This is a genomic window from Rhizobium oryzicola (assembly GCF_030504645.1).
Lineage (GTDB): Bacteria > Pseudomonadota > Alphaproteobacteria > Rhizobiales > Rhizobiaceae > Neorhizobium > Neorhizobium oryzicola.
Map to the genome: position 1 here is coordinate 963,872 of NZ_JAUKWQ010000001.1, position 13,461 is coordinate 977,332.

General features: G+C 60.2%; 16 protein-coding genes. 10 read left to right on the top strand and 6 right to left on the bottom strand.

Annotation, left to right across the window (positions count from 1 at the left end; translation table 11 throughout):
* Positions 1–5: 5 nt before the first annotated feature.
* Genes Q2T52_RS04665 through Q2T52_RS04675 form a run of 3 tightly spaced genes read right to left on the bottom strand, consistent with a single transcriptional unit; the run spans position 6 to position 1,508 of the window.
* Positions 6–455, bottom strand: a complete 450-nt coding sequence (locus Q2T52_RS04665) for a periplasmic heavy metal sensor (protein WP_302075493.1) — start codon at positions 453–455, stop codon at positions 6–8.
* Entirely contained in the window at positions 452–889 is a 438-nt protein-coding gene (locus tag Q2T52_RS04670; protein ID WP_302075494.1) for a hypothetical protein, read from the bottom strand. Before Q2T52_RS04670 ends, Q2T52_RS04665 begins: the two co-directional genes overlap by 4 nt.
* Positions 882–1,508 carry an RNA polymerase sigma factor gene (locus tag Q2T52_RS04675; protein ID WP_302075495.1) on the bottom strand — a complete coding sequence of 209 codons (627 nt, stop codon included), beginning with the start codon at positions 1,506–1,508 and terminating at the stop codon, positions 882–884. Before Q2T52_RS04675 ends, Q2T52_RS04670 begins: the two co-directional genes overlap by 8 nt.
* A 184-nt stretch (positions 1,509–1,692) precedes the next feature.
* Between Q2T52_RS04675 and Q2T52_RS04680 the strand changes: the two genes are divergently transcribed.
* Both Q2T52_RS04680 and Q2T52_RS04685 read left to right on the top strand, forming a co-directional pair.
* The gene (locus Q2T52_RS04680) at positions 1,693–1,914 is read left to right on the top strand and encodes a ribbon-helix-helix domain-containing protein (RefSeq protein ID WP_302075496.1); all 222 of its coding nucleotides are present in this window, start codon (positions 1,693–1,695) and stop codon (positions 1,912–1,914) included.
* On the top strand, positions 1,908–2,273 hold the full coding sequence (locus Q2T52_RS04685) for a type II toxin-antitoxin system VapC family toxin (protein WP_302075497.1): 366 nt from the start codon (positions 1,908–1,910) through the stop codon (positions 2,271–2,273). The genes Q2T52_RS04680 and Q2T52_RS04685 overlap by 7 nt, the downstream gene beginning before the upstream one ends.
* A gap of 3 nt (positions 2,274–2,276) precedes the next feature.
* On the opposite strand, the gene betA is transcribed toward Q2T52_RS04685, so the two are convergent.
* Entirely contained in the window at positions 2,277–3,926 is a 1,650-nt protein-coding gene (betA, locus tag Q2T52_RS04690; RefSeq protein WP_302075498.1) for a choline dehydrogenase, read from the bottom strand.
* A 99-nt stretch (positions 3,927–4,025) separates the two neighbouring features.
* On the opposite strand from betA, the gene Q2T52_RS04695 reads away from it, so the two are divergent.
* A complete protein-coding gene (locus tag Q2T52_RS04695; RefSeq protein WP_302075499.1) occupies positions 4,026–4,223 on the top strand; it encodes a type II toxin-antitoxin system RelE family toxin in 198 nt (65 codons plus the stop codon).
* A gap of 3 nt (positions 4,224–4,226) precedes the next feature.
* Complete coding sequence (locus Q2T52_RS04700) at positions 4,227–4,577, top strand: helix-turn-helix domain-containing protein (RefSeq protein WP_302075500.1); 351 nt, start codon at positions 4,227–4,229, stop codon at positions 4,575–4,577.
* 216 nt (positions 4,578–4,793) lie between these two features.
* On the opposite strand, the gene betB is transcribed toward Q2T52_RS04700, so the two are convergent.
* The gene (gene betB / locus Q2T52_RS04705) at positions 4,794–6,257 is read right to left on the bottom strand and encodes a betaine-aldehyde dehydrogenase (RefSeq protein WP_302075501.1); all 1,464 of its coding nucleotides are present in this window, start codon (positions 6,255–6,257) and stop codon (positions 4,794–4,796) included.
* A 115-nt stretch (positions 6,258–6,372) separates the two neighbouring features.
* Entirely contained in the window at positions 6,373–7,008 is a 636-nt protein-coding gene (betI, locus tag Q2T52_RS04710) for a transcriptional regulator BetI (RefSeq protein ID WP_302075502.1), read from the bottom strand.
* A gap of 303 nt (positions 7,009–7,311) precedes the next feature.
* Here betI and Q2T52_RS04715 point away from each other — a divergent pair, with 303 nt between their 5' ends.
* The 6 genes from Q2T52_RS04715 to Q2T52_RS04740 all read left to right on the top strand — a co-directional run bounded on the left by Q2T52_RS04715 (position 7,312) and on the right by Q2T52_RS04740 (position 13,439).
* Positions 7,312–9,117: a bifunctional diguanylate cyclase/phosphodiesterase gene (locus Q2T52_RS04715; protein WP_302075503.1), complete on the top strand. Its 1,806-nt coding sequence runs from the start codon at positions 7,312–7,314 to the stop codon at positions 9,115–9,117.
* A 114-nt stretch (positions 9,118–9,231) separates the two neighbouring features.
* Positions 9,232–10,233, top strand: a complete 1,002-nt coding sequence (locus Q2T52_RS04720; RefSeq protein WP_302075504.1) for an NAD(P)H-quinone oxidoreductase — start codon at positions 9,232–9,234, stop codon at positions 10,231–10,233.
* 226 nt (positions 10,234–10,459) lie between these two features.
* Entirely contained in the window at positions 10,460–10,858 is a 399-nt protein-coding gene (locus Q2T52_RS04725; protein ID WP_302075505.1) for a type II toxin-antitoxin system RelE/ParE family toxin, read from the top strand.
* An 11-nt stretch (positions 10,859–10,869) separates the two neighbouring features.
* Positions 10,870–11,154 (top strand): helix-turn-helix domain-containing protein, encoded by a 285-nt coding sequence (locus tag Q2T52_RS04730; protein ID WP_302075506.1) that lies wholly within the window; start codon positions 10,870–10,872, stop codon positions 11,152–11,154.
* Positions 11,155–11,513: 359 nt separating this feature from the next.
* Positions 11,514–12,356, top strand: a complete 843-nt coding sequence (locus Q2T52_RS04735) for an acyl-CoA thioester hydrolase/BAAT C-terminal domain-containing protein (protein ID WP_302075507.1) — start codon at positions 11,514–11,516, stop codon at positions 12,354–12,356.
* A gap of 75 nt (positions 12,357–12,431) precedes the next feature.
* Positions 12,432–13,439, top strand: a complete 1,008-nt coding sequence (locus tag Q2T52_RS04740; protein WP_302075508.1) for an asparaginase — start codon at positions 12,432–12,434, stop codon at positions 13,437–13,439.
* Positions 13,440–13,461: the final 22 nt, after the last annotated feature.

The following is a 13,461-nucleotide window of genomic DNA, read 5'->3' on the forward strand; positions in this document are numbered from 1 at the left end:
TGTGATCATTTCGTGGCGGGTCTTGGCGCCTCGCGTTGGATCAGCCCGTCGGCCAGACGGCGGCGCTCGTCGATGGAGAGGCCCTTCACGAAATCCACCGCCTTCTGCTCGGTCGCTGCGCGCACGGCAAATTCCGCATCGCGTGCGCGTTTCAGGGCATCGGCAAGCGCATCGGCATCCAGATCCGGCTTGCCCATCAGGGCAGCGGCTTCCACACGCGCCTGGCGCGCCTCCAGCGAGGTGGAGCGCACATCCCGTCGGGCGTCATTCAGCGCCTTCTGGAAATCGGTTTTGAGCTTGGAAGACAGTTGTTCGCCCGCCAGAGGCAGGCGCGCGGGCGGCGCGGCGGAACGGTCGTAGAGATAGAAGAAACCAGCACCTGCAATGGCGCAGATGAGGAAGGTATTGAGGATAAGCAGGCCGATGGCCAGCCGCTTGAAGCCAGTCTCGGTCATTGGATCTCCCGCGCGATCTCGCGTTCGGTCATGATGTTGCCGAAGGCTGTTGCCGTCTCCGTCATCGTTGGCGCATGGGGCGGCATGACCACAGCCACCACAAGCGCACCCGTCAAGCCGCCTGCAAGGCCCACCCCGATCAGGCCGGCACCCACGAACCAGCGCTGCAGGCGCCGGCGCAAGGTTACGCGACGACCGGCGGATTCCAGAATGCGGCCGGTCAGGGCGCTGGAGGGGCCGGGCGGCTGATAGCGGGCGAGCAGCGCATCCAATTTCGCGGCCTCGGCAGCCAGAGCCTGTCCGGCCTCCGTTGCCTGGAACGCCGCTGCCGCATCCCGCTGCTCTGCCGGCCAGCGGCGAGCATTTGCTCCGTAAGCATCGAGCAGCGCACGAAATGCATCCACCGTCATGGTGTTCTTGCCGTTCTCACGCATTGTCTTCTCCTTTCAGGATGGCCTGCAGTGCCCGCCTTCCGCGTGACAGCAGGCTTTCCAGCGCATCGACGCTAACCTGCATGACACTGGCTGCCTCCTGGTTCGACATGTCCTGGTAATAGACCAGCACAATGGCTTCCCGCTGCCGGGGTGCGATGCTTTGTAGCGCACGCTCCACCCGGCGGCTTTCTGAATCTTCTTCCAGCAGCCCGGCATCGGGCATCGGGCCTTCGTCCCTCAACTCCGGCGGCTCCGCCATCAGCGTGTCGCGCCGCTTGCGCAACCGGTCGTAGCACAGGTTGAGCGCCACGCGATGCGCCCAGGTATCGAAGCGCGCACCGCCCTGGCGCCAGCCGCCCGCATGTTTCCAGATGCGCAGAAAGGTTTCCTGCGCCACGTCTTCCGCTTCCGCGCGATCACCCAGCATGCGGGTCGCAAGCGCCAGAAGACGCGGCAGCTTCTGCGCCACCATCGCCCGCATGGCAGCCGGATCGCCCGCCGCCACCGCCTTCACCAGCTCCGCATCGGGATCACCGCTCATTGCAGGCCACGTCGTTGCGCGCCGCGGCGGCTCACGCCCGGCGGACAGCTGCTCGGCGCCTTGCTCCTGCTGGAACAAGGCCGATGGTGGTTCAACAGCATAGAGACCGGCATCGACGGGTTTCGTGTTTCACCTATGGCCATGGTTATGCCATTTCAACGCGGGTGGGGAGAAATTCCGTCGCTGTTTTGAACGAATTCCGCCATTGAAATAACTTGAGAGGCAATATATCATATGCATATATGATATAGAAAGGTTTCTTATGCGCGCTCTGATCGAGTTCGATGATGCAGCCATTGCTGCCTTGGACCGCTTGGCGCGGGAACAAAATGTTTCCCGCAGCGCCCTCGTGCGTGAGGCAGTGGCAAACTTGTTGGAAAGAAGTGAAAAGCCCCGGATGGACGATGCATTCGGCCTATGGGCTGTATCTGGTTCCGCAGTTGATGGCGTGAGCTATCAACGGAGGCTGCGGGAGGAATGGTGAAGGCACTTTTCGACAGCAACATCCTGATCGACTTTCTGAGCGGTCGTGAACCGGCGCGCGCGGAACTGGCGCTTTATCCTGACAAGGCGATCAGTATGATTACCTGGATGGAGGTCATGGTGGGCGTCAGCGACGAAAATCGGGAGGCGACTATCGGCTTTTTGCGCCACTTCACCTGCATTGAGATCGATCAGGTGGTCGCTGAGCAGGCGGTCGCCTTGCGTGGGGCCTATAGGCTGAAGCTGCCGGGTGCCATCGTCTGGGCGAGTGCAATGGCGCATGACCGTCTACTCGTAACGCGTGACGCCAAGGATATTCCCGCTGATCATCCCGGCGTGAGAATACCTTATGACATTTGAACATCACCGGTCGCTCACCTGCCAGTTCGGGCTCACCCACGGCTCCTGGTTGCTGCGGGGCAGGGGCTGCTTGCCGAGAATATGGTCGGAGGCCTTTTCGCCGGTCATGATCGAGGGGCCGTTGAGGTTGCCATAGGTCACGTGCGGGAAGATGGAACTGTCAGCCACGCGCAGGCCTTCGACACCGATCACCTTTGTGGTCGGGTCGACCACCGCCAGCGGGTCATCGACGCGGCCCATTTTGCACGTACCGCACGGGTGATAGGCACCTTCCAGATGCTCGCGCAGATAAGCGTTGATTTCCTCGTCCGACTCTACCTTGCTACCCGGTGCGATTTCGCCGCCCATGTAAGGGGCGAAAGCGGGTTGCGAGAAGATCTCGCGCGTCACCCGCACGGCATGGCGGAATTTCACCCAGTCTTCCGGATCGCTCATATAGTTGAAGCGCAGCACCGGCGCATCCTTCGCATCCGGCGAGCGCAGCGTCACGGAGCCGCGTGATTTGGACATGTTGTAGCCCACATGCGCCTGGAAGCCGTGGCCTTCGGCGGCGGATTTGCCATCATAAGAGACGGCGATCGGCAGGAAGTGGTACTGGAGATCCGGCCACTTCACACCCGGCGCGGAGCGGATGAAGGCCGCAGCCTCGAACTGGTTGGAGGTGCCAAGCCCGGTCTTGAAAAACAGCCATTGCGCGCCGACCACGCCCTTCCAGAACCAGTTGTTCCTGGAGTGAAGGGTGATCGGCAGCTTCGAGCGGAACTGGTGATAATATTCCAGATGGTCCTGCAGGTTCTGGCCGACGCCCGGACGATCTGCCACAACATCGATGCCCATCTCCTTCAGATGCGCGGCCGGACCCACGCCTGAGAGCATCAGGATTTTTGGCGAGTTGAAGGCGGATGCCGCGACGATCACCTCTTGGGTTGCGCTGATGACTTCGATGCGGCCATTGATCTCGACTTCGACACCGATGGCCTTCAGCCCCTCGAACACCACGCGGCGTGCATAGCAGCGGATGAGGCGGCAGTTTTCGCGCTTCAGCGCAGGCTTGAGATAGGCATTGGCAGCGGACCAGCGACGGCCCTGCCAGCTGGTCTGCTCCATCAGGCCAAAACCTTCCTGCTGGCGGCCGTTGTAATCCTCGGTGACAGGAAACCCGGCCTGACGCCCCGCCTCGATGAAGGCGTGATAGAGCGGGTTCTTCACCTCACCGCGGCGCACATGCAAGGGGCCGCTGGTGCCGCGCCAGCCCTCTTCGCCACCATGAGAATGCTCCATGCGCTTGAAATAGGGCAGCACATCCGCATAGGCCCAGCCGCTCGCGCCCAGTTCGTCCCAGCGGTTGAAGTCTTCCGCATGGCCGCGCACGTAGACCATGCCGTTGATGGAAGAGGAGCCGCCGACCACCTTGCCGCGCGGCGCAATCATCCGGCGATTGTTGAGATGCGGCTCGGGCTCCGACAGATAGCCCCAGTTATAGCGGTCCATGTTCATGGGGTAGGCAAGCGCTGCCGGCATCTGCACGAAGGGGCCAATGTCGGAGCCGCCGAATTCCAGCACGATCACCGTATGCTTGCCGTCTTCCGACAGGCGGTAAGCCATGGCAGACCCCGCCGAACCGGAACCGATGATGATGAAATCTGCCTGCATGTCAGCAATCCATGGTTGAGCTCAGCTGTGGCTGCGAGCTATATTGATGGGATGAAGCCAGTCGAGTATTCTAAGGCCGCGCAAAAGAGCATGAGCCGGATGCAGCCCAAGCGAGTGGCCGCGATCAAGGCGAAGGTGCATGCCTATGCGCACGGTGAACGTGTCGATCTCAAAAGGTTGGTTGGGACCACGCTCGTGCGCATCAGGGTCGGCGATGACAGGGTGATCATTGACGAACGGACGAACCTCGTTGTCGTGGTCGATGTCGGCCCAAGAGGCGGTATCTACAAGGAGTAGGTGATGGGTGTTTTCAACAGGACGGTCATTGATGGAAAACCGTTCGTTCTCGTTCCCGAGGAGGAGTTCGAGGATATGATGGATACCATCATGGCCCAGGAGATCTTGGCACGGATTGAAGCAGGCGAAGAAACTTGGCCGGCCGAACTCGTCTACGAATTGCTCGATACCGACAGCCGCATCCGTACCTTCCGCAATTACCGCAAAATGTCCGTATCCGACCTTGCTAGCGCCGCGGGCATTTCCGAGGCTGATCTTTCCGAAATCGAAAGCGGCCAGAAAACCGGCTCTGTGGATGTGCTCAAACGCATCGCTACCGCGCTCAAGGTCGATCTCGACGATATTGTCGTGTGAGGCGCTAGCTCGCGCTCCAACATCGCTTGCCTCATCCCTGATCATCGAATTCGCGCTTTGCATCTGAAATGCCCCTCATCCGGCTGCCGCCACCTTCTCCCCGCAGGCGGGGAGAAGGGATATGCCGCGCCGTCGCCTGTGTCGTAACGCCCCTCGGGCCACGTCCCCTCTCCCCGCCTGCGAGGAGAGGGTTAGGGTGAGGGGCGTTATTTCATCTCAATATGGCGCTTCGCACTTGCCCATGCCGACATAGACGGTCTTGAGCTCCGTATAGTGCTCCAGCGCCGCTGCGGAGTTTTCGCGCCCGAAGCCGGATTGCTTTGAACCGCCGAAGGGGATTTCCACCGGGCAGAGGTTGTAGGTGTTGATCCACAGCGTACCGGCTTCCAGCTGGTCCACCACCCGGTGGGCGCGGCTGATGTCTGCAGTGAAGACGCCGCCGGCGAGACCGAATTCCGTGGCATTGGCGCGGGCAATCACATCCGCCTCATCTTCGAAATCCAGCACGCACATGACGGGGCCAAAGATCTCTTCGCGCGCAATGGTCATGTCGTCGGTCACATCGGCAAACACGGTCGGCTGAACATAAAAGCCTTCGCCGGAGACGGCGTTCGGAATGCCGCCGCCGGTGATGAGCCGCGCACCTTCCGCCTTGCCCTTTTCGATGTAGCCGAGAACCTTCTCCAACTGTCCATGCGATACAAGTGGCCCCATCTGGGTTGCCTCATCCTGCGGATCACCCAGCACGATGGCTTCGGTGCGCTCCTTGAGCCGCGACAGGAAGCGTTCCTTCACCGCGGTGTGCAGGAACACGCGCGTGCCGTTGGAGCAGACCTGGCCACTGGAATAGAAATTGCCCAGCATCGCGCCTGAGATCGCGCTTTCGATATCGGCATCGTCGAACACGATGATCGGCGATTTGCCGCCAAGCTCCATCGTGACATGCTTCAACTGGCTGGCAGCGGCACCCGCCACCTTGCGGCCGGTAGGGACGGAACCGGTCAGCGAAACCTTGGCGACGTCAGGGTGGGAAACCAGCAGCGGTCCCGTATCGCGGTCCCCCTGGATGACGTTGAAGACGCCTTTGGGCAGGCCCGCCTCAATCAGGATTTCGGCGATCTTCAGCGCGCCGAGCGGGGTGACTTCCGAGGGCTTGAACACCATGGCATTCCCCGCCGCCAGCGCCGGTGCTGCCTTCCAGCAGGCGATCTGCTGCGGATAGTTCCAGGCGCCGATACCGACGACGACGCCGAGCGGTACGCGCTTGGTATAGGCCCAGTCGCCGCCGAGCGGGATCTGTCCGCCGTTGAGCGCGGTCGGCGCAATGCCGCCGAAAAATTCAAGACTGTCGGCGCCCGACGTCGGGTCCGCCACGATGGTTTCCTGGATCGGCTTGCCGGTATCGAGCGTTTCCAGTTCCGACAGTTCGCGGTTGCGCTCGCGCATGATATCGGCCGCCTTGCGCAGGATGCGACCCCGCGCCGTTGGGCTGAATGCCGCCCATTCCTTCTGCGCGCGCTTGGCAGAGGCAATGGCCTTGTCCACGATGGCGGGGGTGGCGGCATGCAGGCGCGCAATCACCTCGCCGGTGGCGGGAAATATGCTTTCGATCACCGTGCCTGCGGTATCCTCGACATATTTGCCATCAATGAAATGAGAGGCTTGCGGCTGGGCTTTCATGTTTGATCTCCTGACAGTCTTTCGCCCTGTCATTGATGTTTAAGTTGCCCCTCATCCGCCCTGCCGGGCACCTTCTCCCCGTCGTAACGGGGAGAGGGAGGGGTGCCGCAACGCCTTATTCCCTCTCCCCGTTCAACGGCGAGAGGGGTAGGGTGAGGGGCAAAGAATTAGTCGCTCTGTTGAGCTGACCCATCACATAATCCTCCACCAATGTGACAGAGGCTGTGATGGAGAGCGGCGCTGCCTTCAGCGACTGGCGAATATAAAGCCCGTCGATCAGCGCCGCCGTGCCCTCGGCGATTTTCTCCGCCTGTGCGGGGGAGGTGAGGGGGCGCAGCGCATGCAGCAGGTTGGAGCGAAGCCGGCTGGCATAGATCACCAGCAGGCGGCGGGTTTCCTCCGAGCGCTGGGCTTCCGCATAGAAGGCGAGCCAGGCGGCAATGGTTTCCGGCACAAACTGTTCAGCACCGAAGGAAATCCGGATGATGGCAGAGAGACGTTCATGTGGCGCTTCAACACCTTTGAGTGCCGCCACAGCATTTGCCCGCAACTCGCTCAAAAGACTCCGGATCGTGGCAATGACGAGCTGCTGCTTGCTGCCGAAATAGTGATGCGCGAGCGCTGCCGAGACGCCCGCCTCGCGCGCGATATCGGACATGGTCACATCAAGCGAACCATGGCTTCCGATCGTCTTCAAGGCTGCATCCACCAGCGCCTTGCGGCGCAGCGGCTCCATTCCAAGTTTGGGCATCTTACTCTCCTGATGAAGGTCAACTTATTTTTGATTGATTGATCAATCAAGAAAAACCTGCGGCATCGCGCGTCGCAAATGCGGCGTCGGTGGCGCCGGAAGATCGGGTGTCTCGCAACAGTCGTGCTGCTCCAATCTCAGACACATCCGCCTATGTCCCTGCCGCACGGCATTGATTTATATGGTTGTTAACGCTGCCAAAACCTTCATCAAACTTTCACATTCAGGAAAGACTTCGTTTGCCAATCCTATGTGATGACTGCTCCGATCTACTTTTCTGCAGTCATTGCCTCGGAGCATCGGATGTCGGGCGCCCTTTCACTGGAAACCAATGTTTTAAGACGTTACGCCAACGACCAGATCCTGCCCTTATCCAAGCTGGTTCTGGAGACAGCCTTCCAACCAATCGTTGAATTGTCCACGGGCAAGGTCTTCGGCTATGAAACGCTGATGCGCGGCTTCGAGCGTTTGGGCTTCGAAAATCCGCTGGAGCTTCTCGACGCCGCCGCCAATGCCAACCAGCTTTTGGGGCTGGAGCAGATGATGGGCGCGCGCGCGCTTGCAAAGTTTGGCGGCCTGCCGGACTTCAGCACCAGCACGCTCTTCATCAATCTCGATGGTCGCCTGATCCGCCATGGTGACTATGTCATTGACAAGCTGGTGCAGCACCTGCGCAAGACAGGCATTGCGCCATCCTCCATCTGCTTCGAGTTGACGGAACGTTTCGACAATACCAGCGCCCCGGAATTCGAGGCGCTGATTGCCAAGATCCGTATGGAAGGCTTCAAGCTGGCCATCGACGATTTCGGCGTCGGTCATGCGGAGATGAAGCTGCTCTGCGATTTTCCGGTCGATTACCTGAAGATCGATCGTCACTTCATTGCGGGGCTCGATGAGAATCCGCGCAAGCGCCATCTGGTGCGCAATGTCGTCAACATCGCCCATGTTCTGGGCATTCGCGTGATTGCAGAGGGCGTTGAGACGGAAGCCGAATGCCTGGCCTGCCGCGAGTTCGGCGTGGATCTTGTGCAGGGCTGGTTCATCGCCCGCCCGACGATTTTCCCAAGCGAACTGCAGAGCCACTTCCCGCAGCTTGCGGAGTTGGATCGCCGCCGTCGCTCCAGCCAGTCGCTCGACGAAATCCTGATCCGCAAGCAGATCGAGATGCTGCCGACCGTCTATGAAAACGAGTCGATCGATACGGTGTTTGAACTCTTCCGCGCCAATCCGCGCCAGGCCTTCTTTCCCGTGCTGAACGCGAACGGTGAGCCGCGCGGCATCATCAGCGAGCACCATCTGAAGGAATATATTTATCGCCCCTTCGGCCGCGATCTTCTGAAGAACCGCGTCTATGAGCGCACCATCGCCCATTTCGTGGAGCGCGCGCCGATCGTTGGTCTCGATGCCAATGCCGAGCGGCTGATGAACATCTTTGCCAACATGGATGGCAGCGACTGCGTTATCCTGACGGAGAACATGCGCTATGCGGGCATCGTCTCGGCGGCCTCGCTGATCAAGGTCATCAACGAAAAGCAGCTGAAGATCGCCCAGGACCAGAACCCGCTGACCAGCCTGCCGGGCAACCGCGCCATCCACGACTTCATGCATGAGGTGGGCCGCGACGACGACCAGACCCGCTTCTTCTGCTACTGCGATTTCGATTACTTCAAGCCCTTCAACGACCATTACGGCTTTCAGGTCGGCGATCACGCCATCTCGCTGTTTGCGGCTTTGATGAAGCGCTACTTCTTCTCCGAAGGTGATTTCCTCGGCCATGTCGGTGGTGATGACTTCTTCATCGGTCTGCGGGACTGGACGCGTGAGGAGCTTTCCGAAATCCTCGAACGCCTGCTTTCCGATTTCCATGACGACGTGGTGGAGCTTTACTCGGAGGAAGACCGGGCCGCCGGCCGCATTCGTGGCCACGACCGCAACGGCGCGGAGCGCGAATTCCCGCTGCTGCGTTGCTCGATCGCCGTGCTGGAACTGCCTGACGGTCTGATCCTGGAAGATGTGGCCCGCATCAGCGGTGCGATAGCCCAAGTCAAGGCGCAGGCAAAGGAATCTCCGGAGGGACTGGTCTTCTCCGTCTTCGGCGAGCGGGGCTGAACCACCCCGCGTCAGAGCGCCGCCTTTTCAAGCGGACAGAGCTGTCCTACATCGGGGTGCCGGGAGTGAGGAATGCCGCGGCAAGCTTTGCTCTAGATGAGAAGGACACTGCCGATGCCTCTGCCGTCCCACATGCGCCATGTCGATCTTCCCGCCTTTGGCGCGCCCGAAGTGATGACCTTCAAGACATCCGCCGTGCCGCTGCCCGGGCCGGGCGAGATCCTGGTCGAGGTGCAGGCCGCCGGCGTCAACCGCCCGGATGTGGCGCAGCGTCAGGGCACCTATCCGCCGCCGAAGGATGCAAGCCCGATCCTCGGGCTGGAAGTGGCAGGCCGCATCGTGGCGCTGGGCGAAGGCGTCACCGACTTCACCATCGGGGACAATGTCTGCGGCCTCGCCAATGGCGGCGGCTATGCCGAATTTTGCGTGCTGCCCGCCGGGCAGGCACTGCGTTTTCCAAAAGGCTATGACGCGGTGAAAGCCGCGGCGCTGCCGGAAACCTTCTTCACCGTCTGGGCCAACCTGTTCCAGATGGCGGGACTGACCGAGGGGGAGACGGTGCTGATCCATGGCGGCACGTCCGGCATCGGCACGACAGCCATCCAGCTGGCCCGCGCCTTCGGTGCAACCGTCTACACGACAGCCGGCTCGGACGAGAAGTGCGCCGCCTGCGTCAATCTCGGCGCCGTCAGGGCGATCAATTACAAGACTGAGGACTTTGCCGCTGTCATCAAGGCTGAGACGGGCGGGCAGGGCGTCGATGTCATCCTCGACATGATTGGTGCTGCCTATTTCGAAAAGAACATCGCCTCGCTGGCCAAGGATGGCTGCCTGTCGATTATCGCCTTCCTTGGCGGTTCGCAGGTGGAGAAATTCAATCTCGCACCGATCATGGTCAAGCGCCTCATGGTGACAGGCTCCACCATGCGCCCGCGTACGGCGGAAGAAAAGCGCGCCATCCGCGATGATCTTGTGAACGAGGTCTGGCCGCTTCTCGAAGACGGCACCATTGCCCCGGTCATCCATTCCGTCCTGCCCTTCGACCAGGTGGTGGAAGCGCATCAGCTGATGGAAACGAGCAGCCATGTCGGCAAGATCGTCCTGTCGCTCAAGTGACAAGCCTTGCTGGTTTATATCATTTTTGATATAAACCACGGTGATGATGAAGCCGATCGTCTTTCTCGGTGATTCCCTGGAACGGATGCGGGATTTCCCTGAGCCGGTTCGCAAACAATGCGGCGTTCAGTTGCACAAGGTTCAGCTTGGGCTAGGGTGAGGACCCGATCATATTGTGGGAATGGCGCGATGAACGGCCATGATATGCGAGGAGAAGCGCGCACGAATGGGTCCGGCACCCATTCAAGCGCTTCGACAAAGCAGATCGCAGTCGTTCGCGCGTCCTCCGGATGTGGTCGATCCGGCGATCTACTTCGTTGAAAAGCCTCCCCGATGCGGGAGCATCGTCTGCGTTTTTCGCCTCGTATCTCATCCGGATCGCCTCACACCATTTCAACAAGATGATCGGGTCCTCACCCTAGATCCAAACGACTGGAAGCCGATGAGTTCCGTGGGGGCGGGTGTTCGCGAAATCCGCATCCGGGATGAGAGCGGCGCGTTTCGGGTCATGTATGTCGTGCAGGCAAAAGATGCCGTATACGTCCTGCATGCTTTCCAAAAGAAGAGCCAGCAGACGGCGAGGCACGATCTCGATCTGGCGCGACTACGATTGCAGCAGGTTTGAGAGGTGCGCGAATGACCGATAAGCAGGTCTTTTCCAACGTTTGGGATGCTCTTGAGGACACGGCGCAGGAGTCGGCGCAGATGTCCATGAAGGCGAGCCTTATGATCGCAATCGAGGAGAAAGTACGCTCTTGGCAGGTCACGCAAGCCGAGGCTGCGCGTCGATTGGCGGTGACCCAGCCGCGACTGAATGATCTGTTGCGCGGGCGCATCGCCAACTTCAGCCTTGACGCCTTGATCGCTTTGGCCGGACAGGCGGGCCTTTCCGTCAAGCTTGATATCGCTGATGCGGCCTAAGATCTCACCCTAGGCTTCGGTAACGCCGACCGAAACTTTGTCACATATCGTGCCTTGCAAGCCTTCTTATTCACTCCTACCTTACGGTTATGTTCAACGAAACGGAAGGAGGTGATCCGATGTCTAATGAGATTGCGGTTTGCGATAAGGACATGGGAAAGGTTTTGGTTTCGACGAGGCAGCCCTCGGCCTGATCACACCTCCTGAAGGGGCTCTCCAGAGAAGCCCCGGTTCGTATCCCGAACCAAAACTCATGGAAGGGTCGCGCAAGCGGCCCTTTTTTGTTGCCCGCATTTCCTTGTCGAGCAGTCAAAGAAAATGGATGTTGTTCTTCAGGGTTCGATACGAGGAACGCGCAGATGGCAGACATTCATACGCAACCGCTGGAGGGCCTGGTCAAAGGCATCCTCCTGCTGCCAGAGAGCAAGGCAACCAAAGGGGTCGTCGTGCTCGGTGGATCCAGCGGGCGCGTTGATGTCGAGAGGACACGCCTGTTTGCAGATCTCGGCGCGTCTGCGCTTGCCTTGCAATGGTTTGGCGGATCCGGCCAGTCGCCCGGCATTTGTGAGATCCCGCTCGAAACATTCTCTCAAGCCATCGATCATCTCTATTCCCTTGGTTGTGAACGTATCCTCCTCGTCGGAACCTCGAAGGGCGCGGAAGCTGCCCTTCTTGTCGCAACGCTGGACTCGCGCGTGAACGCAGTTGTTGCAATCAGCCCGACCTCTGTGGTCTGGGGCAATATCGGTGCAGGTATAGATGGATCGGCTTGGCCGGAACGCTCTTCCTGGTCACACGAGGGGCAGCCACTCGACTTCGTCCCGGCTGACACGACCTGGCAGCCGGTCTATCGGGAGGGCCTCGTTTCCTATCGTTCGTTTTTCGAAGCCTGCCTGCGGCTAAATCCGGTCGCGGCGTTGCGGTCGGCAATCGCGATCGAACACACATCAGCGGATATCGTGCTGGTCGCCGGCGGAGATGACGCTCTTTGGCCTTCCGATATCTTTGCGCAGGAACTCGCCGATCGCATGGAACGGTATGATAGAAGGGTATCGTTGATAGTCGATCCTGATGCAGGCCACCGCGTCTTATTTCCTGGTGAGGTCACGCCCCGGTCGAGCAAGCATGCACATGGCGGTACGGATGCCGCGGATATACGGCTGGGTTTAGCCGCTTGGCAAAAAATCGTCACCTTGATCTAGCCCATATTGTCCTGAGTGGTTTGCTTATGGCATCAACCGGCTCGAACACCGACGCAGTTCGAAGGACCTATCCCCATGCAAAACCCTGTTACCGTTGAAGTCACCCGCGGCAATCTGGTGGAAAGCCGGCATCGCGGCATGGCCGTGGTCGTCGATGGGCAGGGCAAGGTGGTGTTCTCTGCCGGCGACATAGAGGCGGGCGTGTTTCCTCGTTCAGCCTGCAAGGCGATGCAGGCGCTGCCGCTGATCGAAAGCGGTGCGGCGGATGCCTTTGGCCTGACGACAAGCGAACTGGCGCTTTCCTGCTCCTCCCATTCGGGTGAGGATGAGCATGTGCGGACGGCAGCGTCGATGCTTTCCAAGGCAGGCCGCGATCTCACTGTGCTGGAATGCGGTGCGCACTGGTCGTCCGATCAGGCGACGATCATCCATCAGGCGCGCACGCTGGAGAAGCCGAATGCGCTGCACAACAACTGCTCCGGCAAACATTCCGGCTTCATCTGCACCTGCGTACACACGGGTTTCGATCCGGCAGGCTATGTCGGCTATGATCATCCGCTGCAGGTGGAAATCCGTGCCGTTATGCAGGATTTGACGGGTGCCGTTCTGGGAGCCGATAACTGCGGCACCGATGGCTGCTCCATCCCCACCTATGCCGCGCCGCTGAGAGCCTGGGCGCATGGTTTTGCCAAGATGCTGACGGGTGAGGGGATCACACCGGAGCGCGCGCGGGCCTCCCGCCGCCTGATGGACGCCTGCATGGCCGAGCCCTTCCATGTGGCGGGCACGAACCGCGCCTGCACAAAGCTGATGAACGTGGCGCCGGGCAAGATCTTTGCCAAGACCGGTGCCGAGGGCGTCTTCATCGCGGCACTGCCGGATGCGGGGCTGGCCATGGCTGTGAAATGCGAGGAAGGCACCACCCGCGCCGCTGAAGCCATGATCTTCGCACTGATCGCCCGCTACTTTGACAAGCAAGGCGAAACGCACGACACCTTGATGAAGATGGCGAACCGCACGATGAAGAACTGGAACGGCATCACGGTGGGCGAAGTGCGCGTGACCGAAACCATGTTTGCCTGAAACTGAAGATTGTTTGCCGGAT